Genomic DNA, 25,543 nt, shown 5'->3' with positions numbered 1-25,543 from the left:
CATGGCTATACCAAAAGTAATCTACCAGACATTTAAAACGAACCAAATCCCTTGGTTAACAAAATTATATATCAAGCGCTTTAGACGTAAGAATAAGAATTACCGCTATGAGTTTTATGATGACCAGCGTGTAGACGCATTTATAAAGGAATCATTTGACAATGAAGTGTATAAAGCGTATTCTAGGCTGCAGATCGGAGCGGCAAAAGCCGATTTTTTTCGATATGCCGTCTTATATGTATATGGCGGAGTATACCTGGATCTGGACAGCGACATTCTCGTTAATCTTGATAAATACCTGCAAGAAGATGACCATGCTGTCATTACGCGTGAAAAGAACCACCAAAATCTTTTTGCACAATGGGCGCTGGTATTCGAAAAAGGACACCCTTTTCTGGAGCGGACAATAAAGTATATTGTTGAAAATATTCAGCAAAATAAATACCCAAATGACGTGCACGGCATGACCGGGCCAACCGTTTACACAAGGGCCGTCAATGATGTCATCAACGAAGACCCGACAGTCTCTTATCGCATTGTGCCCGATGATTATAAGGGGATAATGAAATTTAAATATAAGCTAGGCAAATTATTGATTTATGGCGATCGGTCACAACACTGGAAAAAACTACAGAAAGTGGTACCTGTTGTGAAATCGGAGGACTAAAGCGTCAAATATTGTTTTTCCCATTGTGCCGCCAGATTGTCATCATTAAACTGCTGTGCGTGGGCTAATCCTTTTACAGACATTTCCTGTTGTAAATTGCTGTCATTTAAAATAGATTCAATGGCATGCTTAATCTGCTCAATATCCTGTGACCGTACATATAGCGAAGCCGGGCCTCCGGCTTCTGGGAAAACTCCTGAATCCGTAGTAATTACAGGTGTACCCGAATATAACGCTTCAATGATAGGAATGCCGAAACCTTCGTAGATAGATGGATAGATAAATGCTAGTGCTGCGGAATAGAGAACTGAAAGTTCCTGCATATTCAGGCCACTAAGAAAGTATACTCTGTTTTCCATCTGATGCTTACGGATAAACTCTTGGAGCTGAAGCTGATATTTTGTGCTTCTGCCAACAATAACCAAGGGGATATCGATATGCTCAATCGCTTTTACGATGGACAGCGCATTTTTACGTTCCTCTATCGTCCCTACATTTAATAGAAATTCATCTGGGAGACCTAAACTATTCTTAAGCTGTTGCTTTTCCACATCGGTTTTTAGAATTTTAAAGGCCTCATGACAACCCTGATAAATGATATCTATTTTTTCTTTCGGAATATCGAAAAACTCAACAATATCATTTTTGGTCTGTTTACTAATCGCGACGATTTTATCTGCCCGTCGGCAGGCATGCGCAAATTTCTTTTTATAGATCCAGCGGTCTATCGGATGATAAAGCTCAGGGTAACGCATAAAGATTAAATCGTGCATACTAACAACGGATTTGATTTTCGCTGGAGCCAAGTCTACCGGAATTTCTCCAGAAAGACCATGAAAAATATTGACCTCATCTCTTTTCAAATCTGACACGATTCTCTTTGTTCGCCAAAGGTTTGGAAAATTTTGATTGATATATCCCTGTGGTTTTTTAATCTGTTCAGGATTGACAAGATTGGCATACCGCTCGAGAGATGTGCTGGGGGTATAAAGGATATAGTCATTTTGCGGAACAAACGTTGATAAAATGCGTATTAGATCCCGGCTGTAATTGCCTAAGCCTGAGGCGTTGTTGAAAAAACGCTTTGCATCAAATCCTATCCTCATCTTACCGCTGTTATTTGTTCGATCACCATTTCTGGCGTAATTAAATCAATTGCTTCTATGCCGTCACAGTCGCAGGGTTGGTTGCCATAGACAGAACTCGGTCGACTGGGATGCTCCACTTGGATACAGTCCCGGGATTCTTGGCCATAACCTGTAAATCCGGCGTAAGGATGTGTCGCCCCCCACAGCGATAGGCATCTTATGCCCATCAATGAAGCCATATGCAAGCCCGAGGAATCCATGCTGATCATCAGATCTAGATTTGATATAATGTCCAGTTCTTCTCTTAACGTAAATTTTCCAATGGTATTGTAGGTGTTTGGAAAACTCTCCGTCCAGTTTTGTGCAATTTGAAACTCTTCCTGTCCGCCGCCAAAAAGCAATACATCATAGCCATGATGTGTCAGATAGTCGATGATTTGGGCCATCTTTGCCAATGGGAGAATCTTATATCGGTGTTGGGCAAAGGCTGCAATGCCAATTTTTTTTCGTTCGAAGTTGCCAAATAGGCTAAAGGCTGTCTTGGGGACATCCTGCAAATTAGACAACAATTTGTGACTTAGTTCAAAGTGAAAGCCTAAAGCCCGGAATACATCTGCATAGCGCTCGACCGTCAGTTTCAACGGATGTTTAACCTTATTTTCCTTACGGGTCAGGGCTTTTTTTTCTGCACGACCTTTGTCCAGTTGTCTGACCTTCATTCCCGAAAGTGAGAATAAGAGAGCTAATACACGCGAACGCAAATTGAAATGCAGATCCGCCACAGCATCGGCATTGTACTGTGCCAGTTCCTTCTTTAGCCTGACTAAGCCCCAAAAACCTTTATGGCTTGTCTTAGGTTCAATTGCATGAAACTTGACATTCTTTATGCCATCAAAGAATGGGGCAAAAAAGGAACGGCTTACCATAATAATCTCGACGGAAGGGTATTGCAGGCAAAATTCCTTCAATACCGAAGCTACCATGGCGACATCGCCCATAGCTGAAAATCGAGTTACTATGATTCGCTGCGGTAAAGACATGGCCTTATTTTCCGGAAGTATAAAGTACTGGGTTTAATTCGGGATCATTGTACATTTTCATCTGTTTATAGACCTTCATGTATTTTTCACCCGATTCAATTGCTGCCAGCAATTCGTCGATGCTCTGTGAAAGATCTGTGCGTTGCTCCAACAAGATGTTCAATTTGTCCTGACAGGCAGAAATATGGGCTGCCGACGCATCTGAACGTAGTGTCTCCTGCTCCATATGATAGATCTTTAAAGCCAGTATCGATAGTCTATCGATGGCCCAGGCTGGACTTTCAGTATTGATTGTTGCTGAAGGCTGGGCCTTGATCGTTTGATATTTCTGTAAAAAATAGCTGTCTATATATTCCACCGTGTCCGTGCGGTACTGGTTAGACTCATCGATGCGCCGCTTCCAGTATAACCCATCCTTGGGATCAATGGAAGGATTACGTACAACATCTTCCATGTGCCATTGTACGGTGTCAATCCAGCACTTTAAGTACAGGAGATGTTCTAGGGATTGTTTATCGTACGGATTCTGGATTGGATGATCAATCTGATCGTATACGTGGTAATCCTGGATAGCACGTTGAAAAATGGGATTTGCTATTGCACTAATCATGTTACAAATATAAAATATATTATGGGGTTATCCTACACTTCAAATCCGGTATCAACAGGATGAAATTAGCGGGATACTGTAGTATGGAGGAAAGAATGGTATTGATTTTTTAAAAAATAGCAAGTAAAACATCCGGAAATAAACCCAGCAAGATGACGGCGATGGTACATAGCAAACCAATGCCCAGAAGTATGGGATTTGATTTGGACGTATACGGTTGCACACTGTCTTTTAAGAATGCGTTCAACGGAATTTTAAAGTAATAGAAAAGGGAAATCACGGATGTAAGCGCCCCTACAATCAATAGCGCAAGTAGGCCGAAGGATTGGAAGTTTTGATATTGTTCGAATACCTTTGAAAATATCAGTAACTTTCCGACAAATCCAGCAGTAGGAGGTAGGCCTATCAACGCAATTAGGACAATTGAAAATGAGGTAAATAACAACGGCGACTGTTTACCTAATCCCTTATAGGAGTCAATTGAAGTACTGCCCAGGCTAGCTTCCAAACTATCGATGAAAATAAAGACCGCTATATTCATCAATGCATAAATCGATAAATAGAACAGTAAAACGTTTGATTCATTGTTTTGATAAACCAGTACTGCCATCAATAATATCCCGGTGTGACCAATAGAAGAATAGGCCATCATCCGTTTGGCATCCTGCTGACGTAATGCGGCCAGATTACCGATCAACATGGTCGCAATGGCAATGATGATAATCACGTACGCTAGGAAATCACTAAAATAAAAGGATACTGCAAGCCAGGCCGCAAGTAGCTTAGACAGTAGTACGACAACAGCAATCTTCGGTACCGTTGCCAGGTAAGTCGTGATTACCGTGGGTGCGCCCTGGTAAACGTCAGGACTCCACACATGGAAAGGGAAGAAACTCAGTTTAAAACCGATACCAGTCAATAAAAATAGGAGGGCAATGCTGATCATCAGCTTAGGCGCCTCCATCAGCCCCGCAATATGGGCTGGCGCATCAAAATTCAAGTTTCCCGTGAAACCGTATAGCAAGGATAAACCATAGAGCATAACAGCAGCACATATCGACCCAAAGAGCACATATTTCATCGCAGCCTCAGATTGTGCTTTATTCGCTGAAAAATAACCGACCATAACATAGGAACTGATGGAAACGGTTTCGACGGAAATAAAGATCATCAGCCAGTTGCTCGACATGGTCAGGAGGTTGAGCCCTAAGGTGGCGGTCAGGATTACAGCATATAAATCGCCCAGAGGGCGCTCATGCTGGTGGCGTTGTTGGATAAAAATCGTAATCAGTAGGGTCGACAGCAGGATAATCATTCGTGCCGATATCGCGAATGTATCAATGTGGATCATGTCGAAGAATCCCGTCATCTCCACATGACTCAATCCCTGTCCTAATAGGTAGCAGCCACTTAATAAGAGTCCAGCGACCGTAAAGGTAAAAGATGCCTTGTCCCAATATCTATCCACGAAAAGACTCGCGATAATAGTGCCTATAAAAGTAATGATCAGTGTTAATTCCGGTTTGAAGTAGGGAATACTAACAATAATTTGATCAATAAATGAACTGATATATGGACTGAATGCGAGCATGCTGATTAGATAAATTGTTGGATAAAGCTGACAAGATTCAATACACTTGCGTTGAGGCTATTGAATACCAAAGATGGCATGACACCTAGTAAAAGCGCAAGAGTTAAGGTCGGAAATAGGATCAGCTGTTCACGGCTGTTTACATCGGTCAGTGCATTGGCCCAAGATTCACCACCTTTTAGTCTGATCTGTCCGAAAAACATCCGTTGAAGTGTCCATAAAAGATAGGCTGCACTTAAAAGAATCCCGATTGAGCCTGCTACTGCCATCCAGCGCGGAAGTCCAGTACCTACGCTAGCTGCATTGAATGAACCGATGATAACAAATGCTTCACCGATAAAAGCAGAGAATCCGGGGAGACCCAAAGAAGCGAAGAACGCAACAGCAACATAGCCTGTATATTTCGGCATAAGCTGCGCCAGTCCTCTGAAACTATAAATATTCCGGTCGTGTACGCGGTCATAGACCACACCCACGAGAAAGAAAAGCGCCGCCGATAGAAACCCATGGGAAATCATTTGGAACATGGCTCCTGAAATTCCCTCAGCTGTCAATGAAGCTATTCCGAGCAAGACAAAACCCATATGCGATACCGATGAATAAGCGATCATCCGTTTTAAATCTTTTTGAGCCAAAGCGTTTAACGCACCATAGATAATGGAGATTACCCCGATCAGCCCAAGCCACCAATTGGATAGCGCCGCCATGTCGGGGAAAATACTATAACAGATACGAATAATGCCATAGCCACCGATTTTCAATAGGATACCTGCTAAAATAATGGATACCGGTGTCGGGGCCTCTACGTGTGCATCAGGTAGCCAGGTGTGCAGTGGCACAATGGGTACTTTGATCGCAAAAGCAAAAAAGAGCACCACAAAGCCAATCAATCTGGCCGAAATACCCAATATTTCCTGATAGCCATCCCAGGCGAAAATCGAGTCTCCTAGATAATTCTGTGGATTCATCATATAGATCATATTGAAGGTATGTGCCCCCGTGACCGGATTAATAACCGAAAAATATAGACCAACAATGATCAATAGCATAAACACTGATCCAAAAAGGGTATAGAGAAAGAATTTTATGGCAGCATATTCACGTCTTGCTCCACCCCAAATACCGATCAGGAAGTAGAGTGGTAGGAGCATGACCTCATAGAATAAATAAAATAAAAAGAAATCCAATGCACAGAAAATGCCCATTACAGCCATGTTCAGTACCATAAGGAGGGCGAAATATCCCTTCGGACTCTTTTGTATATTCCAGGAGGCCCCGATTGCCATCAGCATCACAAAAGCACTGAGCAGTAGTAACGGCATTGAAATACCGTCTATCCCGATTAGGTAATCGATCTCTAATTTTCCAATGGAACCCAAGTCCAGACGGATCCAGGGAAGCTGTTCGACAAATTGGTATCCTGCCAAATCCTGTACACCGGTTTGGCTCGCGTCAAATTTTGCATAACATAGTCCAGCAAGTACAAATTGCACCGCTGTAATTGCTAAGGCAATATATTTGTAACTCGATTTATATCGTGTTGGTAAGGCGAGGATAAACGCCGTCGCCAGAAGCGGTAAAAATATCAGTAAGGATAAAATAGGCATTTCCTAAAAAAATATAAGATAAATTAAACCAAGTAAAACAAATAGAAAAACGGAGAACAATGCAGTCTGTAATTTGCCGTTCTGTACCAGACGAACCTGATTACCGGTCCAGTAGGCCACAGCGGCAACAGTATTGACAAAACCGTCTACAATATATTTGTCTATCCACACACTCAACCGGGAGAGGGACAGAACGATAAACTGAACAAAAGCAACCACCGAATCGACGATATAACGGTCAAACCAATAGCAGAACTGAGCTAGTTTTAGTGTTCCCTTAACAAACACGCGTTGATACAGCTCATTGATATACCCTTGATTGAATGATGCTTTTAGGGCAAAACCAGCTGTGTTGAGCGGATATTTGTTTTGTACGTACCATTTCCAACCGATAACCCAACTGATTGCCGAACCGATCAATAAAAGCAATGGAATAAGCAGATGGGCGCTATGGCTCGGTGCAAAGCTGTATTCATCCAATAATAAACCATCCATCAACCAGGAATCATGATAAGATAGCGGGTTGAGAGAGAATAATGGAAATAGACAGCAAAGCCCCAATAACATCATCGGAATCAACATGGTTTTGGAAGCCTCATGCAAAGGAGCACCATGTAGTTTGTCCTTAATCTGGTCCAGGATTCGAAGTTCACCTAAAAAGGCCTTAAAGATTAAGCGGCCAATGTAGAAGGCGGTCAGTATACTAACGATAATGAGACTCACAGGTATAATGAGGTAAAAATTACCTTTCGATAAAGCCCATTCAAAAGAAGAGATGATGATACTGTCTTTGGAAAGATAGCCTGATGTCAAAGGAAACCCTGCAAGTGCCAATGAAGCAATGCTCATCAGGATAAAGGTTTTGGGCATATACTTTTTCAGTCCACCCATATTCCGCAGATCCTGCGGATCAAAGTCGAGCTGGCTGTGCGCTTTGAGGTGGGCCATCTCATGGATAACAGCTCCTGCTGAGAGGAATAACAGACATTTAAAAAACGCGTGTGTTACCAAATGAAAAAGTGCTGCATCCCAGGTGCCAATTCCAATTCCGACCATCATAAAGCCCAGTTGTGAGATGGTTGAGAAAGCCAGGATGCGCTTAATATCGTATTGACCTAATGCAAAGTAAGCTGCGGAGGCCGCGGTGATTGTGCCTATGACCGCAATAAATAACAATGCACTTTCGTTGAATAACGGAAATACGCTTGCCAGCAAAAATACCCCTGCAGCGACCATAGTGGCGGCGTGAATCAGTGAAGATACCGAGGTCGGTCCTTCCATGGCATCAGGCAACCATACATGTAAAGGGAATTGAGCTGATTTGGCCATCGCAGCAAGGAAAAATGCCAGTCCGGCTACCGTAAGCCAGATCTGATCCATGCTGTTGACTGGAGAAACCCATAACCCACCTGTGATGCTGGATTGGTAAATCAGGCCCCCTTCACCAAAAAGATCGACGAGGTTGAGGGTGTTGAACTGCGTAAATATAATGGCTAGACCAATCAGAAAACCTAAGTCTCCGATGCGGTTGACGATAAAAGCTTTCTTGTTGGCCTGCACAGCCGTTTCCCGTGTGAACCAGAAACCAATAAGTAGATAAGAGGCGAAACCCACCAATTCCCAGAAGATATACATGAGCAGCAGGCTATCCATGACAACCAATCCCAGCATCGCAAAACAGAAGAGGCTTAGGTACATCCAATAGCGATGGATACCCGGATCGCCTTTCATATAAGCCCTGGAATAGATATGTACGGGAAGAGCAACTGTAGGAACCAGGAAAAGCATCAGTACGCTCAGGTTATTCAACAAAATACCCACTTTAAAAGTCGAAGTACCAATGGTGAACCAGTTCAATTGCGCCGATACAACCGGATGATTCCAGATGGCCAGCCAGGTCAGCCCGCCAAATATAAAACTACACACAATGCCAAGGAGGGCAGCGATGCCGGACTGATCACGCTTACCTATCATCGTTTGATATAAAAAGGCAATAAATGGTGCTGCTACTGCAAGCAGCGCGGCGTATATCGGTGATATGGAGGCAAGTGGGTTCAATTCTTACTTATCTTTTAATTCATTGATTTCATCCGGATTGATGGTTTTATAGTGTCTATAGACATTCAATACCAATGCTAATCCAACGGCTACTGCCGCAGCAGCCAGAACGATGGCGAATAAGGCAAAAATCTGCCCACCATAACTGACTTTATCGTATTTACCAAACGCCACAAAGTTCAGTATAGCCGAGTTAATCATCAGTTCGATACCTACCAGAATCATAATGGCATTTTTCTTCGAAAGAACGGTATACAGGCCGATACAGAAGATACAGGCACTGACTACCAAAAAATGCGTCAAGGTAATCATCTATTACGCTCCTTTCTGGATAAATGCGAGGCGCCGATAAGTGCCATCATCAAAAAGATGGAGATGACTTCAAATGGCAATACATAGAATGTCATAAATCGTAAGCCGATCTGTTGAATATTATTATCTGTTGGAACAATCTCCGTATTATTTTCTTTGGCTTGTTGGATCCAGGTAGGAATGGACTGATGCCATTCCCGTATGCCCAAAATCAGCAGTGTTAGAAAACCTAGGGCCAATACAATGGCCTGCCACCTCGGCATACTGAGAAATGAGCCACTGCTGTCTTGAAGATCTTTCAATAGTTCTTTGTTGGAAAGCATAAAGGCAAATAGCATCAGGATCAGCACACCACCTACATAGACCATAATCTGTGTGATGGCAACAAAATCTGCCAGCGCAAATAGGTATAGGCCGGCCATGGCAAACAACACAATAAAAAATAAAAATAGGGCGCGGGCAATATTTTTAAGATTGACCAGTAACAACGCAGATCCGATGGCCAATGTGGCAAAGGCATAAAATAAAATACTTTCCATCTTTTTATTTTTGCTTCGCTGCCTCCTTTTCAGCTTGAAATTGTGTCCATTCGGCCTTTCGTTGTGCAACCTGTTCGTCGGTCATATCTGAAAAACCGTAGATCAGGTCGGTCAATTTCTGTGTGCTACGGTCGTATTCATTGGTCATAACTATGCATTCCGTAGGGCAGACGACCGTACATAAGCCACAGTACATGCATTTGGCCATATCAATATTGAATTTGGCGGGATAGAGTCGTTTGACGCTACCATCTGACGTTTTTCCGATCGCCTCCGGAGATTTGATTGCTTCAATTTCAATGCAATCTACGGGACATGCTTTGGCACAGAGATCACAGACGATGCAATCTTCAATATCTACCTGCAACTGATAACGTGCCACTTCGGGCATCGGCATTTTTTCGGTAGGGTACTGTACCGTGACAATACCTTCCTGACGGTCAAAGTAATTGTCGTTTTTGATATTTAATTCCTGACGCGAGCGTCGGGCGCCAAACAAGTGCTTGACAGTCAAAGATAAGCCTTTGATTGCTGTACGAAATGCGTGGGAAGCCGTTTTAAATATCATATCTTATGCTATAATTAAAATTCTCCAAATGGCAGAAATAGCCATGCAAACAAAAGCCAAAGGGGTTAATACCTTCCAACAGAGACTCATTAATTGATCGGCCCGTAATCGGGGTAATGTCCAGCGTATCCACATTTGCACCCCGACGATCAATAATGATTTGGCCAAGGTCCAAAAAATCCCCCAGGCAAGGCCTGTAGTCCAATCTGCCAGCCGTATCGCACCAATATTTGGGAGCGGCGTGTTCCAGGCACCTAAAAAAAGGACTACGCCCAACATCGCTACCAAAAACATCATGGCATACTCCGCTAAGAAGATAAAGGCAAATTGTATGCCGCCATATTCCGTATGGAAACCACCGACCAATTCGGATTCCGCTTCCGGAATATCAAACGGGGCCCGGTTACATTCGGCAAGTGTAGCGATAAAGAAAATGAGATAAGTTACGATTAAATGTGGGGCCTGGAAAATATTCCAGGCGAAGAATCCACCAATCTCGTTGACTTCCCAAAAGCCTAAAAATTTGATGCTTCCGTTGGTCATAATGCCCTGACCGATGGCAATTTCATTGAGGTTTAACGTCTGAGTTAACATCACTACGGTGATCAACGAGAGCCCCACAGGTATTTCATAGGATACCATTTGGGCTATCGCACGCATGGATCCGAGCAGGGAGTATTTGTTGTTCGAGCCCCAGCCTGCCATCAGAATACCCAAGGCATCAATGGAAATAATGGCCATGATAAAGAATAATCCTGTGTGTGTATTGGCCGGAATAAAGTCTTTGGCCCAGGGAATAACGGCGAAACCGGTAAAAACAGCTACGAAGATAATAATCGGAGCTATTCTAAATAGAATTTTATCGGCTGATGTGGGGGTGATTAATTCCTTTTGAAGTAATTTGAGAATATCGGCTATCGTCTGGAGACTACCGTATTTCCCGGTTTCCATTGGTCCGAGACGATCTTGGACAAATCCGGCAATCTTGCGCTCGGCATATACTGCAAATAAGGTAAATGCTGCTATAAAAGTAAAAATAGCAATGGGAACCAAGATATGTAGTATTGTATCTATCAAGTCTTATTTATAATGATTTTTAATAAGCGTCCAATGAATACGCAAACTTAACGAAAAACAGGGAATTTAGAGAGGGAAAAATTAAAATATACTTAACAAGTAGATTATCGTGACATATTAGAGATGTTAGTATTTAGATTTGAGTATTTAGATTTTGGTGATGAAAGCCGTAAGCTGATGATATTGTCAAAAAGATAATAGGTTTTATGTTTACATAACGTGCTATAAAATAGTGTTTTTGAAAAAGGTGCTGTAACGGTATCTCCATAAAAAAAGCATCCCTTGGGATGCTTTTTTTATGGAGATCAATCGAATTAACGATTTGAAAATTCAACGTAATCGCGTTCTGTATGTCCGACATACACTTGTCTTGGACGGCCGATAGGCTCTTTGTTTTCACGCATTTCTTTCCATTGCGCGATCCATCCCGGAAGACGGCCCAAAGCAAATAATACAGTAAACATATCCGCTTTAAATCCTAAGGCACGGTAAATGATACCTGAATAGAAATCGACGTTTGGATAAAGTTTTCTGTCGATGAAGTATTGATCATTTAATGCTGCTTCTTCTAATTTCTTAGCAATATCCAATACCGGATCCTGAACGCCTAATTTGTCTAAAATATCGTCACATGCTTTTTTGATGATTTTAGCACGTGGATCGAAGTTTTTGTATACGCGGTGACCAAATCCCATTAAACGGAACGGATCATTTTTGTCTTTTGCTTTTGCAAGGTATTTTTCAGCATCACCACCATCATTTTTGATGGCTTCCAACATTTCGATTACCGCTTGATTGGCACCGCCATGTAATGGACCCCATAGTGCATTAATGCCTGAGGCTACAGAAGCGTACAGGTTGGCATTTGATGAGCCTACGATACGGACGGTAGATGTCGAACAATTCTGTTCGTGGTCAGCATGTAAAATAAGCAATTTGTGCATAGCGTCGATAACAACTGGATCGAATGTTTTTTCGTCGTTAACCTCGCCGAATAACATGTTTAAGAAGTTATCAATGTAACCCAGGTTGTTTTTAGGATAAACGACTGGATGACCTAAAGATTTCTTTTGAATCCATGAGACAATGGTAGGCATTTTAGCCAAAAGATTGATGATCGTTTGATCTTCTTCTTCGTCTGTTAAGTTTGGATTTAAAGATTCTGGGTAAAATGCAGATAACGCACCCACTAAACAAGAAAGTTGACCCATTGGGTGGGATTTGGAAGGAAACCCAGCAAAGAAATTCTTCATATCTTCGTGGATCATCATTTGCTTTTTTATGTCAGCTCTGAATTTTTCCAATACCTCTTTTTTGGGAAGCTCTCCGTAGATCAGTAAATAAGCAACTTCCAAGAAAGTGGATTTCTCTGCCAATTGCTCAATTGGATATCCTCTATATCTCAATATACCTGCCTCACCGTCAAGGAAAGTAATCGCACTTTTTGTTGCACCCGTGTTTTTGTATCCTGGGTCTAATGTAATAAATCCGCTTAGATCTCTTAATTTGGAAATATCAACTGCTTTTTCATTTTCGGTACCGACAATAACCGGAAGGTCATAAGAAGTACCGTCTAAATTTATAGATGCTTTATCTGACATGTTTATATGTTATCTTATATCTGATTTTGTATGCTAATCTCACAAATTTAACTATTTGATATTTAAAACTGAAAGTTCTTTTGGAATTTATATGACATCATTGCGTCATTTTGGATAATATTGAATAACTATTTACTCAAATAAGCAAATAGTTTATTCAAATTTAACACTATCTTATTATGCCCGAAATGCTAATCTATTTTTCGCTGGGCGACTTTACCTTTATCTTCGTATTTCCCGTTTTTGCCCGATCCAAAAAAAGGTAAGATAACCAAGCATACCAAAATAATGGATGTGATGGTAAGAATACCGGTTGTCCAAAGGATTTTACTGAAATTTTCAGCATCCAGGAAATGGATACCCCATAGCCCCAATAGAAAATAGGTGGCCACAAATAGAATAACCAAGGTGAATAATATACCAAAGATGTATTTCATAATGGGTTATATTTTGTTGAGAATCTGTTTTTTGAGCGTGTCGAATTCCTCCTGTGTAATAATGTTTTCGCGTAGCAGCAATTGTAATTTTTGCAATTTTTCGACAAAATCACCTTCCGTTTGTATATTGTCTTTGATCTCTTCTTTCTGAAGATCAAATTGCTTACCCAGTTCCATGCCGACACCCAATTGTGCACCGATACCAGCCAATCCGCCTTCATTTTTAGCGGCATCCCGGAGGGCGCGTAATTTTTCTAATTCCACATAGCTCAGACCTGCCTGCTGTGCAGCTTGATTTTGCGTCGTCAAATCAGCAATTTCACCAATTCTGCGTTGCGTGTTTGCGTCAAACTGGGTTCCTAGAATCTTAAAATCTGTAATTTCTAATCCTAGATCCGTAAAATCTTGTTCAACAGCTGTTTTTATATCAGTCGACAGGAATGGGAGCTGGCTGTCGATCTCATTATACCCCAATTTTTTCTGTGCAATCTGCGCAACGATCTGTTGGGGTATACGGTTGTTGATGACATCTTGAATAACTGCTGTACTGACCGTATTTTGATTGGCAACAATGTTTTTATAAAAATGTACCGGTTCCTTGATGATATAGGAAAAAGTACCGTTCAAACCGATTTCTACAGGAAGATTATACTGTGGATCAATGTATTTTATCGGATTTCCAGTTCCCCAAGCCTGATTGACAATAGCCGCTGTACGAAAGAAGTAGATATACAACTTGTGCTCAGACTCGAAGTTTTGCCTCAATCTCGCTAGTGTTGTGAAAAAAGGATGGTTATCCGTCTTTAAATTATAAGTTCCTGCCTCTGTGAGTAGGCTTTCACCTTTTCCTTCATAGATGAGGATACAGCCCTGTCCCGGCGCAAGAATAAGCTTACTGGAATTTTTAATTTCATTTCTTTCGGAAGGAAATTTATACCATAATATGCGGGGGTCTTGATTTGTCCACTCAATGACCTCGGATAGCTGGTTGTTAAAAAGATTGAATAGTCCCATAATGTTTAATTTAATGTGTCGAACTTGGGATTATACCCTTCGAATTTATTGATTTGTTTTCCGCTATTATCGAAATAATAGTAATCGCTTGAACTTTTGACAATGAAGCCGTCATTTAACAGATAACCATTTTTATAGATGGATTTGAGGTCTGTTGTGATCGTTTTTTGTATGGCACCCGTCGCAATATCCAACAGCTGGATTTGTAAAGGATCATCTTCCGCCGGTGTCGGTTTGTAAGCGATCAATAGCGTTTTGTTATTTTGAGCGATCACTACCGGCTGAAAATAGAGCCGTCCTGGGGTAAAGTCTTTAAAACTAATCAAACGGGCCCCTTTAAATTGCCATGAATTGATCAATACCTTTTTGTAAGGATCGCGGTCTGTAAAAATGCCTGACCTGCCATAATCTTTATCCCAGGAAAAGCGTGGACTATCTTTGGGAAATCCATATTGATATTGGTAACTGTATTGGATTAACTGAATTTTTTCCTCGGGGTAATAGCTGGATATACTTGAAAAAGTGAACTCAGTTTTTGTTGTTGGATTAGGAAGTTTTTTCCTTCTTTCATCGTAAAGTTGCTTATCCGGTATAGATTTATTGATTAAAGGGTAATAAGCAAGATTCTGCCCTTCATTATTTATGATTTGATAAGAAGATCCATAATCTTCGTACTTAAACTCAACTTTGGCAATGCCCGTGCTAAGTGAAGGTGCATCTTTGACATAATCTTCAAGGACACTTTTGTAGGTGAGGCTATTTCTGTCCAATTGATAGATATACTTGGATTTTACGATGATGTATAGGTTTTGGTCTTCAAACACCTGTAATTTAACGTCACTACTCGATAATTCGACAGGAGTATCCATCAATGGCTTTATCCATTCCTTTTTGCCCGTTTTGGGATCAAATAATCCGATATAGACTTTATTGTCTTTGGCTTCGTCAAATCTCGCTTTAGAATCCCGGACATTGCCCACCACGACAACGTGGGGGATATTGTTTTTGTCCAAAAATAATTCGTTTGAGGCGTAATTCCATTCCAGCGTAATGGCTTCTTCTTTTTTGTCAGCTGTGTTGGACGAAGTATAAGTCGAATAATTCGGTTCAGGTTTTTTGGAAAAAATGGCACTTAAAGCTCCGATTAAAAACATGAGCGCGATAAAACCAACAATGGCAAATAGTACAATACGTATTGCTTTATATTGATCTGGATTGCTGCGCGGATAGTTGTAATTGTGATTGATATTGATATCGTCGCTATCTAAAAAAAACTCGGTTCCACAACTGTCACATTTATAATAGTCGGGGCGTATGGTGCTGACTTTTATGCTGCCACAGTGGGGACATTTGATCGCTTTGATACTTTTGGCCATTTATCTTATTGTATTTGTTTTTAATCTCTGCTGTCTAAATTTCATTTCTGCCAAAATGGAATTCCTATGTTGGGAGAATATGATCTACAGCCGAAAGTTATAAATAAAAAATAAGGAATAGCAAATTTTTGACAGGTCAACTTATATTCGATGGGATTGATTTTAAATGCGTCGGGAATAGGAAACTATTGTAATGTTACAGAAAATACTGTCCCTATCACCTGTGGAGCAGGGATATAAGATAAATAATAATATATTTTTGGTATTTACGAATTATTCGTAGATTAGTAAAAGAATAGTAAAGAAAGATTTAAGACATGGAAAAGTTAACAGCACAAGAGGAGCAGGCAATGCAATCTATCTGGAGCCTAAACGGAGGTTTTATTAAAGAAATCTTAGATAATATCAAAGGCGAGAAAATGCCATATACGACCTTGGCATCAACAGTTAAGAATTTGGAGCGTAAGGATTTTGTGAAGGCTGTGCGGTATGCAAATGCCAAACGTTATGAACCGATGGTCAGTGAGCAGGATTATAAAGCCAAGTTTATGAACTCCTTTGTTGGCGATTATTTCAGGAATTCCTACAAAGAGATGGTTTCTTTTTTTGTGAAGGAGGAAAAACTGACCGCCGATGAGCTAAAAGAGATCATGGATATGATCAAGAACAATAAATCTTAATACGATGGAAAATCTACTTACCTATATCATACAGGCCAATCTGTTGTTGAGTATCATCTACTTGGGCTATGCGGGACTATTGAAAGGTTTGACATTCTATTCGTTAAATAGAGGTTATTTTTTAATAGGCGGATTATTTGCTTTTATGTATCCTTTTTTGGATTTAAAGTCCTTGTTCGTACAGCGTGGATTGGACATGGGGGTGGTTGGTGAGCAGATTTCATTTTATATGGAGGACCATGCCGCACAGGAAAAGCTTACTTTGGCCGGATTGGTCGGGATGGTTTTTATTTTGGGGGCAGCCTTATTGTTTTTAAAGTTTCTATTTCAGTTGTTGAGTTTACTGCGGATTCATTTTCATTCTACTGCGGATCAATGGAAAACATATTTTTTTCGCAATGTATTTATTCCTATTGTTCCCTTTTCTTTTCTGAACAAAATTTATGTCAACAAAGGACAGCATATGGATGCTGAACTGATCGATATTTTTAAGCATGAGGATATTCATGTGAAAGGCCTTCACAGTTTGGATATTTTATTGTTTGAAATGATATTGGTATGTTGTTGGTACAATCCTTTCGTTTGGTTCATGCGCAGGGCCATTCGCCAAAATTTGGAGTTTCTGACTGATCAACAGGTACTCAATAAAGGAATTGACAGACAGACGTACCAATATAGCCTGTTGAATGTGTCCAAAAAGGGCACTTCAATAGGATTGAGTAATCAATTTAATTTTAAACTATTAAAACGTCGTATCATGATGATGAATAAGAAAAGGTCATCCAAAATAGAACTGAGTAAATATGCCTTTCTTTTGCCTGTTTTCTTGCTTGCGGGCGCAGCATTTACGGTTACTAAAGCGGAGAATAGTATTGAGGGGGTAGTAGAGAAAGCTAAAGAAACGCCTATATTGACTTTGGATAAGCTTGAGAAAGCTGATGGCTCTGTAGCGGTGAAGGTGGCAGGCGAGGCGGGTGAGTTATTGCAGCAGGCTTTTGGAGCAAACGAGATTGCGATTGATACTGTGCCTAAGGTGAAAACTGGCAGGGCCAGTGAGTTTAAAAAAATCAAGAGATCGGATATTGATTTTTCTAAGAATCTGAAATATTTTATTGATAATAAACTTGTGTCTAAAGCAGACTTTTTGGCTTATCCCGAAGAAAAACTAGCGAACTATTGGGCTTCGAATGATAATGAGCTAATTAAATATCGAACCAAGTCATCAATTGATATTTCTCAAGGTGCAATTTTGGCCAACTCGGTTGTAATGCAGCAAAAACAAGATGCTGCACGAGCAAAAATGCGGTATTATGTCGATGGCGTTCTGCAAAGTCCAAGCTTTAATCTAACTGATTTTGATCCAACCTCAATTGCATCAATGACCGTACTAGAAGGGCCAGCTGCACTTGAATATGGTGATGTTGGGAAAGACGGTGTGGTTTTGGTGAAGATGAAGCCTGAGCGCAGGGACGAAATTCGAAAAAAAGGAATTACAATTGGTATTCGAATGGATGGTACTACAGATAGCGTACTATATGTAATTGATGGGGTAAAGATGAGTTCCGAGGATAGGAAGGGTGTTGATCCGAATAATATTGAAAGTATTAATGTCATAAAGGATGCCCTAGCTACGGTAAAACATGGACGCGAAGGGAAAAATGGTGTTATTGAAGTGACCACAAAAAAATGGGCCAGGGAAAATTCGGATAAGATCGGTAGGGGGACTAAAGAACTCAAATCTGGAAATAAAGTAGGGGAGAGGCTACCGGTTCTTTTTTACAAAAAGAACGAAGATAAGCCGACTGCTAAAACGATGACATTCTCGGGTAAATTCGAAACAGATGTGGAACAAGCGAAAGTAGCGCCATTTGGCGCAAGAAGAATGGCAGACGCCGTGAATTTAGAGCCATTAGGCAATAGAAAAACCGTTCGACTCCGTGGTGTATCGAAAGCTCCGTTATATGTCGTGGACGGTCAAGTACAGTCGATAGATCAGAATGATTTGAATGCCGCGGATATTGAATCGATATCAATCCTTAAAAATCAATCTGCAACCGCCTTGTATGGAGCAGCGGGAGAGAATGGTGTTATTATTGTCACCACAAAGAAGAAAGCGGCTGAGTCAAATGATAATGAAAAAAAAGATAATTCTTTTTTGGACGGTAAAATTAAGAAAATAATCAAGACAGAACTTGATGCCGAACGAAAACGTGCTGTAGCTGCTCGTGGCAACAGGGAGTAAAATAATTTGCTGTAGGGAATACAAAATAAGAGGGACTTTAATCCCTCTTATTTTGTATTTAGATTGGTCATGGTCAGCTCAATGCCGATATTGACAAAACTTTGGATCATCTTAACGGACTGGTCGATCAATGCCGGAAGTTCGGCTTGTTCGTCTTTGTCAAATGGGCCAAGGACATAGTCAACTTGTCTGCCTTTGGGGTAATTATCTCCGATACCAAAGCGTAGACGCGGATATACCTGTCCACCGCAAAGCTGCTCGATGGATTTAAGGCCATTATGTCCGGCGCTGCTGCCTTTGGGTTTCATCCGTAAAGAACCAAATGGAATCGCCAGATCATCAACAATCACCAATACGTTCTGAATCGGCACTTTACATTGCTGCATATAATAATTGACCGCTTTGCCGCTGAGGTTCATATAAGTGGTCGGTTTGATGACCGTCACATTATGCCCGCGCTGTTTAAACTCACTGTAGTAAGCTAATTTCAGCAATGAGAAACTTGCACCAGCTTGCTTAACAAGTTCATCAGCAACCATAAAACCAATGTTATGTCGTGTGTCGGCATATTCACTGCCGATATTGCCCAATCCAACGATAAGATAATTCATGACGCAAAAATAGAAATTTTAACAAACAAAAAAGCACCGAATTTCGGTGCTTTCTGTAGTATCTTAAGAATCTTGTTCAGATTATTTTTTACCACCTTTGGCTGCTTTAGCTGCTTCTTGTTCAGCTTGACGCAATGCACGGGACATGATAACTGAAACGATTGTATCGTCAGAGTTATTCAATACTTTTGCATTTTCCAATTGAACCTGAGCTACACGGTATGATTTACCAACTTCTAAAGATTCCATTGGTACTTCAATTTCTTGAGGCAAGTTAGCAGGTAATGCTTTTACGCGTAGTTTGCGTAATTTTTGAACTAATTTACCCCCCATTTTAACACCTGGAGAAGTTCCTGTTAATTTGATAGGGATATTCAATGATACTTCTTTATCATCAAATAACTCTAAAAAGTCAATGTGAGTAACTACGTCAGTCAATGGGTGGAATTGTGCGTCTTGAACGATAGCTCTTTTTGTTTGACCGTCAATGTTTAATTCTACGATTACAACATCTGCAGTGTAAAGAACTGGTTTCAAATCAGCTGCGGATACAGAAAGAGCAGTTTGTTCTTTTCCTCCGTAAAGTACCGCTGGTACTAAACCTTGGTAACGTAATTCTTTTGCATCTCTTTTCCCTACGTTCTGTCTTACAGAACCGCTAATAGCAATTGATTTCATCTTTTAATTTTTTATAAATTTTGAGGTGCAAAGATAATCTAATTTTTGGATTATTCAAATTTATTAATTGTCAATCCTGTTGATTTTGAATGGATAATCAGTTAAAATTTAAGTCCAACACTTAGATTGACCCCTAGGTTTTGTTGGGATTGATAGGAATTGGACGAAAAGGCAATCATCGACTGGCTATGGTAGTAAGGATTGAGCTTAATAATATACCGTTCTTTCTCTAGCTTGGCACCGAATGATGCCCAGAGGCCGACGCCGGATTTATTAATGTTATCTTCATTCTGTACCTGTACACTGACCGTCGGTCCAAGTTGGGCAAAAAGAACTTTTAAGAAATTATACTGCAGCAAGATCGGAAGATGTATATAGGAAGCCTTATAGTCGATGTCAAATTGCTTGCCCTCGCCATTGATGCCACTTTTATTCATGGCATCGAAACTGTAGCGTAGACCTGTTTCCAGTCCAAGATCATAAGAGAGATCTTGGTAGTAAAGCAACCCGATGGAATGACTATGTCCTTCCAGTGAAGCTGCTCCAGCAGATTCATTTGGGATGATCACAGTGCTTAATCCATATTGAATGGCTAAAGCATTGGAGCGCGATGTGCCTTCTTGTGCATGTGCACCAGGACCGATTGCAAGTAAAAATAAGAGGAATGAGAATACAGATTTCATATGACGAGCATGTTTAAGCTACTAATATAAAAGGTTTTTAGAAATACTCCCAATAAAATTTATTTGGCGGTCATCCTGTCTGGTTAGACGATAGTAGCCTGCTTATGGAAGCGATAAGCCCTAGACTAATGCAACCGGGATCTTTTATTTCTACCGCAAAAGACAGTACATAAAAAAGACTCTGGTATGTCAGCCGTCGGCTTAGCATACCAGAGTCTCCATACTACTTTCTCAATACTCAATACTAAAAAGACTATTCTACGTCAAATAGATCAGAGATTGATGTATGTTGGTTTACGCTTGTAATTGCTTTCGCAAATAGATCAGCAGTAGATAATACTTTAATTTTTGTGGATTGTTTTGCTTTTTCAGGATCCAATTGAATGGTGTCTGTTACGATCATTTCTGACAATACCGAGTTTTCAATTGTTTCATATGCTTTGCCTGATAATACTGCGTGTGTACAAACCGCTCTTACAGATCTTGCGCCATTTTCCATGATTAATGCTGCTGCTTTTGAAAGTGTTCCAGCTGTATCACAGATATCGTCGATTAATACAACATCCTGATCTGTTACATCCCCAATGATAGACATTGACTCGATTTCATTCGCACGTTTACGACGTTTGTCACAGATGATCACTTCGGCATTAAAGAATTTAGCGAAAGTACGCGCTCTGTATGATCCACCCATATCTGGTGAAGCAATTGTCAAGTTAGGAAGTTTTAGGGATTTGATGTAAGGAACAAAAATAATGGAGCCATCAAGGTGATCAACCGGGATATCGAAAAAACCTTGAATCTGTGCAGCGTGTAAGTCCATCGTCATGATGCGGTGAATTCCAGCTGCTGTTAACAGATTGGCAATCATTTTCGCGCCTATGGCAACTCTTGGTTTGTCTTTTCGATCTTGTCTTGCGAAACCGAAATAAGGGACAACCGCCGTAATATAATGTGCTGAAGCTCTCTTTGCAGCGTCAGTCATCAACAATAACTCAAAAAGATTGTCGGTAGGCTGGTTGGTAGATTGGATGATAAACACATCGGCTCCACGAACGGATTCATTGTAAAAAGGTTGAATCTCACCGTCGCTGAAACGCGATAATGTTTTGTCTCCTAGTGGTTTCCCGTAAGATTGTGCGATTTTTTCGGCCAGTTCTGTAGTGCCAGAACCTGCAAATAGTTTAACCGTGTTGAATTGCAAAGGCATGGTTTTGTATATTTATGTTGGGTTATTGTATTGTCGATTATTCAATATTTTTATTCCCTAATATTTTTTAAAGTTAAACATTAAAAAAAATGGATTGTTTGCACAATCCATATTCGCTTAACTTTAAAAGTTGTCCGACCTGGATTCGAACCAAGACAAACAGAACCAAAAACTGTCGTACTACCCTTATACTATCGGACAATGTCTCTAAAAAGTCAACGTTTCCGTTTTTTTCTTTTTGACGACGCAAAGATAGAGATTTGTTTTAAAAATCAAAATTCAAATTAAAAAAAATCTAAACCCTTTTAATAAATAATAAGCCTTGCATATAACGCAGAAAAGGCTTGCAATTGCAAGCCTTTTCTATTGTTTGTTGTCCGACCTGGATTCGAACCAAGACAAACAGAACCAAAAACTGTCGTACTACCCTTATACTATCGGACAAACAATTCAATTGTGTTCGTTATCGTGATGATGTCGTTCACATTTGATGATGCAAATATACGGACTATTCTTATTTCTGCAAATAAAAATGTGCTGTAAAGTGCATTGAGCTTGATTTTCAAAGAAATAATTTTTGTTTTGTCCCAAAACTATCTTTATGCATGCTGCTTTTTTGTACAGCTATTGGTCTAATGAAGCGCATGGGAACCTTTATTCGGCTTTCTTTACAGCCAATATTGCATCGCCTAATGAAATTTTTTCAATTAATATGTGTTAAAAAATCAGAATAAAGTTCATTTCTTATTAACTTATCCTTATTTTCGAGCCGTATTATAATACTTTTACAGTTATCATTTTATGAACTACACTAAAATCAACAATCTTTTAGGATGGATATGTGCGCTCATTGCAACAGTAGCATATGTCATGACTGCCGAACGATCGACGAGTTGGTGGGATTGTGGTGAATTTATCGCCTCAGCCTTCAAACTTCAAATTGTGCACCAGCCGGGAGCACCATTATTCTTAATGATTCAGAACATTTTCTCCAATCTTGCCGGAGGTGATGTCACTCGGATCGCTTTTTGGATGAATGTGGGATCTGCTGTATGTAGTGGTCTGACAATCTTATTTTTGTTCTGGACGATCACAGCGCTAGCAAAGAAGGTCGTTGCAAAAGGAGTCGGCGAGTCCTATACTTCAGCAGACTTGATCAAAATATTTGGCTCGGGTGCTGTTGGCGCGTTGGCTTATGCCTTCACGGATACATTTTGGTTTTCCGCTGTTGAATCTGAAGTATATGCCATGTCTTCGCTTTGTACGGCTGTTGTATTTTGGGGGATATTAAAATGGGAAAATCACGCCGATGAGGCCGGGTCTGACCGTTGGTTGATCTTTATCGCTTATGTGATGGGGCTTTCAATTGGGGTACACTTACTGAACTTACTTGTCATTCCGGCTATTGCCCTAGTGATTTATTTTAAACGTTCAAAAACGGTGACTTCTTCGGGTGCGACTAAAGCATTTTTGATTGGTGTGGTTGTGCTGGCCCTGATTTTATGGGGTATTATTCAGTATACCGTCAAAGCAGCCGCTTATTTCGATTTATTCTTTGTGAATAGTTTAGGTATGGGCTTCGGTACCGGATTTAATCTATTCTTGATCTTAGTGGTTGCTCTTTTTGTGTATGGTATCTGGTATTCGATCAAAAAAGCAAAACCGATGTTGAACCTGATCCTGATCAGTACCGCATTTATCATCTTCGGTTATAGCTCCTTCGCGATGATCATGGTACGCGCGAAAGCGAATCCTACCTTAAATAATAGTGATCCGGATAATGCCTTTTCTTTTGTCAGTTATTTGGGCCGTGAGCAATACGCGAGCGAACCGCTTTTAAGCGGACCTACATTTGATGCACAGGTTGTAGATGCCGTGCCAACCTATACTTATCGAAAGGACAAGGATAAATACACGAAAGTAGAAAACGGAATGGATTATAAATACGATAAGACGATGTTCTTCCCGCGTGTTTATAGCAACCGTGATGGGCATGATGGATATTATCGAGATTACCTAAAACTTCCGGAGGGGCAGTCCCCTACATTTGGTGATAACCTGAAATTTTTCTTCAGTTATCAGATCGGGCACATGTATGGCCGTTATTTCTTGTGGAACTTTGCCGGTCGTCAAAACGACCAACAAGGACAAGGATCCTTCACGGAGGGGAACTGGATTTCAGGGGCTAAACCTGTTGACCAGATGCATGTAGGTGGACAGAACGCTATCCCAGATTCATTAAAAACGGATCCTTCAAATAATAAATACTATTTCTTGCCTTTGATCATCGGTTTGATCGGTGCATTCTGGCATTTTGGTAAAAGACAGCGTGATGCCGGAATTGTGGGATTATTATTCTTCTTTACTGGTCTAGCGATTGTATTGTACTTAAATCAAAGTCCATTACAGCCACGTGAGCGTGATTATGCCTATGCAGGCTCATTCTACGCTTTTGCGATATGGATCGGCTTGGGCGTATTCGCTATTGCGGATTATCTAAGCAAAAAGGTTGATGGCAAGATGGCGGCGGGTATTGCTACGGGAGCTTGTTTATTAGGTGCACCCGTATTGCTCGGATTTCAAAACTGGGATGATCACGATCGCTCGGAGAAAACAACAGCCCGTGATTTAGCGAAAAACTACCTGGCTTCCTGTGCGCCAAATGCGATTTTATTTACCTATGGTGATAACGATACTTACCCATTATGGTATGTACAAGAAGTTGAAAACTATCGTCCCGACGTGCGGGTTGTCAACCTGAGCCTTCTAAGCTCTGACTGGTATATGCGCCAGATGAAGCAAAAGGTCAATCAGGCCGATGGATTACCAATCAATATTGATGACGAAAAGTTCAAAAAAGGTGTTCGTGAAGTACTTTATTATCAAGATATGAAGGTGCCGGGGCACGTGGATCTTGATCTGGTCATGCAGATCTTATTGTCTGATGACCAAAAAAATAAACTGGAATTGCGCGGTGGTAAATTTGAAAACTTTTTGCCGACCAAAAACTTTAGCCTTCCGGTGAATAAAGAATCTGTTCTGAAAAACAATGTTGTTCCAAAAGCATGGCAGGAATCCATCGTTGATACCATGACCTGGACGTACAATAGAAATTATATTTCTAGAGCGGAGTTGTCAATCTTAAACGTGTTGCTAAATAATGATTGGAAACGTCCGATTTATTTTGCGGCGACTGTTCCGAATGACAACTACCTTGGATTGGATAAATATCTGGTGCAGGAAGGCTTTGCGCTACGCTTAATGCCGATCGCGGCACCTGCGGGAGCTGAAGGGACTTTAGTGGATACACAGTCGGCCTTTAAAGATATTACCACCAAGTATCAATGGGGTAATATGGCGAATGCTTCTTATTTGGACCCTGAATCCTACCGCATGATCACCATGATCACCAATACCGTGATGGGCGGAACGGCGACACAGTTAATGATGGAAGGTCATAAAGATGAAGCCCGTAAAGTGGCTGTTGAAACGTACGAGAAGATGCCAAAACGTGTGTACCTGATGCGCGACGTGTTAGGCTATATTCCGATCATCAACGTATTATATGAAACCGGTGAAAATAAACGTGCTAATGAGATTGTCACTCGTAACCTGAAATTTATGACGCAAAATATGCGTTGGTACCAGGATATTGCACAAACGAAAGCGGAACTGGAATATTCCAATATCGGAACTGCCCTACGTGCTTTGGGTGCATATAAGAGTATTTTAGCTTCGACTTCCGAGAAACAATTGCTGCAACAGGTAACTGAACTCGAAAAATCGTATAAACAACAATATGGTGTAGAATAATCAGTCAACCAGTATTTAAAGTATAAGGAGCTGCTCTGGGC

At 40.7% G+C, this 25,543-nt stretch carries 22 protein-coding genes; 4 read left to right on the top strand and 18 right to left on the bottom strand.

Features of this window, described 5'->3' with window-relative positions:
- Window position 1: 1 nt before the first annotated feature.
- A complete protein-coding gene (locus ABDW32_RS21860) occupies window positions 2-667 on the top strand; it encodes a glycosyltransferase (RefSeq protein ID WP_343565952.1) in 666 nt (221 codons plus the stop codon).
- Here the strand turns inward: ABDW32_RS21860 and ABDW32_RS21855 are convergent.
- From ABDW32_RS21855 to ABDW32_RS21790, 14 genes are all read right to left on the bottom strand, one after another.
- On the bottom strand, window positions 664-1,773 hold the full coding sequence (locus ABDW32_RS21855; protein WP_343565951.1) for a glycosyltransferase family 1 protein: 1,110 nt from the start codon (window positions 1,771-1,773) through the stop codon (window positions 664-666). The two genes, ABDW32_RS21860 and ABDW32_RS21855, sit on opposite strands and share 4 nt — an antisense overlap.
- Entirely contained in the window at window positions 1,770-2,795 is a 1,026-nt protein-coding gene (locus ABDW32_RS21850; protein WP_343565950.1) for a glycosyltransferase family 9 protein, read from the bottom strand. The genes ABDW32_RS21855 and ABDW32_RS21850 overlap by 4 nt, the downstream gene beginning before the upstream one ends.
- Before the next feature lie 4 nt (window positions 2,796-2,799).
- Complete coding sequence (locus tag ABDW32_RS21845) at window positions 2,800-3,405, bottom strand: DUF4254 domain-containing protein (RefSeq protein WP_343565949.1); 606 nt, start codon at window positions 3,403-3,405, stop codon at window positions 2,800-2,802.
- Window positions 3,406-3,514: 109 nt separating this feature from the next.
- Window positions 3,515-4,996: an NADH-quinone oxidoreductase subunit N gene (locus tag ABDW32_RS21840; protein WP_343565948.1), complete on the bottom strand. Its 1,482-nt coding sequence runs from the start codon at window positions 4,994-4,996 to the stop codon at window positions 3,515-3,517.
- A 5-nt stretch (window positions 4,997-5,001) separates the two neighbouring features.
- A complete protein-coding gene (locus ABDW32_RS21835; RefSeq protein WP_343565947.1) occupies window positions 5,002-6,603 on the bottom strand; it encodes an NADH-quinone oxidoreductase subunit M in 1,602 nt (533 codons plus the stop codon).
- Window positions 6,604-6,606: 3 nt separating this feature from the next.
- The gene (locus ABDW32_RS21830) at window positions 6,607-8,661 is read right to left on the bottom strand and encodes an NADH-quinone oxidoreductase subunit L (RefSeq protein ID WP_343565946.1); all 2,055 of its coding nucleotides are present in this window, start codon (window positions 8,659-8,661) and stop codon (window positions 6,607-6,609) included.
- 3 nt (window positions 8,662-8,664) lie between these two features.
- Window positions 8,665-8,973, bottom strand: coding sequence for an NADH-quinone oxidoreductase subunit NuoK (nuoK, locus tag ABDW32_RS21825; protein ID WP_343565945.1), 309 nt, complete (start codon window positions 8,971-8,973; stop codon window positions 8,665-8,667).
- Entirely contained in the window at window positions 8,970-9,512 is a 543-nt protein-coding gene (locus ABDW32_RS21820; RefSeq protein ID WP_343565944.1) for an NADH-quinone oxidoreductase subunit J, read from the bottom strand. The genes nuoK and ABDW32_RS21820 overlap by 4 nt, the downstream gene beginning before the upstream one ends.
- Window positions 9,513-9,516: 4 nt before the next feature.
- Entirely contained in the window at window positions 9,517-10,080 is a 564-nt protein-coding gene (locus tag ABDW32_RS21815) for an NADH-quinone oxidoreductase subunit I (RefSeq protein WP_343565943.1), read from the bottom strand.
- 3 nt (window positions 10,081-10,083) lie between these two features.
- The gene (nuoH, locus tag ABDW32_RS21810; protein WP_343565942.1) at window positions 10,084-11,157 is read right to left on the bottom strand and encodes an NADH-quinone oxidoreductase subunit NuoH; all 1,074 of its coding nucleotides are present in this window, start codon (window positions 11,155-11,157) and stop codon (window positions 10,084-10,086) included.
- A gap of 314 nt (window positions 11,158-11,471) precedes the next feature.
- Window positions 11,472-12,758, bottom strand: coding sequence for a citrate synthase (locus ABDW32_RS21805; RefSeq protein WP_343565941.1), 1,287 nt, complete (start codon window positions 12,756-12,758; stop codon window positions 11,472-11,474).
- A 191-nt stretch (window positions 12,759-12,949) separates the two neighbouring features.
- The gene (locus tag ABDW32_RS21800; RefSeq protein WP_343565940.1) at window positions 12,950-13,195 is read right to left on the bottom strand and encodes a hypothetical protein; all 246 of its coding nucleotides are present in this window, start codon (window positions 13,193-13,195) and stop codon (window positions 12,950-12,952) included.
- Window positions 13,196-13,201: 6 nt separating this feature from the next.
- Window positions 13,202-14,209, bottom strand: a complete 1,008-nt coding sequence (locus ABDW32_RS21795; RefSeq protein ID WP_343565939.1) for an SPFH domain-containing protein — start codon at window positions 14,207-14,209, stop codon at window positions 13,202-13,204.
- Window positions 14,210-14,214: 5 nt separating this feature from the next.
- Window positions 14,215-15,585, bottom strand: coding sequence for a hypothetical protein (locus ABDW32_RS21790; protein WP_343565938.1), 1,371 nt, complete (start codon window positions 15,583-15,585; stop codon window positions 14,215-14,217).
- Window positions 15,586-15,902: 317 nt separating this feature from the next.
- On the opposite strand from ABDW32_RS21790, the gene ABDW32_RS21785 reads away from it, so the two are divergent.
- Together ABDW32_RS21785 and ABDW32_RS21780 are read left to right on the top strand one after the other, a co-directional pair.
- Window positions 15,903-16,265 (top strand): BlaI/MecI/CopY family transcriptional regulator, encoded by a 363-nt coding sequence (locus ABDW32_RS21785; protein WP_343565937.1) that lies wholly within the window; start codon window positions 15,903-15,905, stop codon window positions 16,263-16,265.
- A 4-nt stretch (window positions 16,266-16,269) separates the two neighbouring features.
- Window positions 16,270-18,507 (top strand): TonB-dependent receptor plug domain-containing protein, encoded by a 2,238-nt coding sequence (locus ABDW32_RS21780; protein WP_343565936.1) that lies wholly within the window; start codon window positions 16,270-16,272, stop codon window positions 18,505-18,507.
- Between the two features lie 47 nt (window positions 18,508-18,554).
- On the opposite strand, the gene pth is transcribed toward ABDW32_RS21780, so the two are convergent.
- The 4 genes from pth to ABDW32_RS21760 form a co-directional block, all read right to left on the bottom strand.
- Window positions 18,555-19,118, bottom strand: a complete 564-nt coding sequence (gene pth, locus ABDW32_RS21775) for an aminoacyl-tRNA hydrolase (protein ID WP_343565935.1) — start codon at window positions 19,116-19,118, stop codon at window positions 18,555-18,557.
- 81 nt (window positions 19,119-19,199) lie between these two features.
- Entirely contained in the window at window positions 19,200-19,796 is a 597-nt protein-coding gene (locus tag ABDW32_RS21770) for a 50S ribosomal protein L25/general stress protein Ctc (RefSeq protein ID WP_077438866.1), read from the bottom strand.
- A 101-nt stretch (window positions 19,797-19,897) separates the two neighbouring features.
- Complete coding sequence (locus ABDW32_RS21765; RefSeq protein WP_343565934.1) at window positions 19,898-20,479, bottom strand: outer membrane beta-barrel protein; 582 nt, start codon at window positions 20,477-20,479, stop codon at window positions 19,898-19,900.
- A 253-nt stretch (window positions 20,480-20,732) separates the two neighbouring features.
- A complete protein-coding gene (locus ABDW32_RS21760) occupies window positions 20,733-21,689 on the bottom strand; it encodes a ribose-phosphate pyrophosphokinase (protein ID WP_108635065.1) in 957 nt (318 codons plus the stop codon).
- A gap of 801 nt (window positions 21,690-22,490) precedes the next feature.
- Here ABDW32_RS21760 and ABDW32_RS21755 point away from each other — a divergent pair.
- A complete protein-coding gene (locus tag ABDW32_RS21755) occupies window positions 22,491-25,502 on the top strand; it encodes a DUF2723 domain-containing protein (protein WP_343565933.1) in 3,012 nt (1,003 codons plus the stop codon).
- The last annotated feature ends 41 nt before the right edge of the window (window positions 25,503-25,543 follow it).

The sequence above is a fragment of the Sphingobacterium sp. genome (assembly GCF_039596235.1).
Taxonomy (GTDB): domain Bacteria; phylum Bacteroidota; class Bacteroidia; order Sphingobacteriales; family Sphingobacteriaceae; genus Sphingobacterium.
Note: the sequence above shows the minus strand (reverse complement) of the source record. Positions and strands in the feature narration are given on the sequence as shown.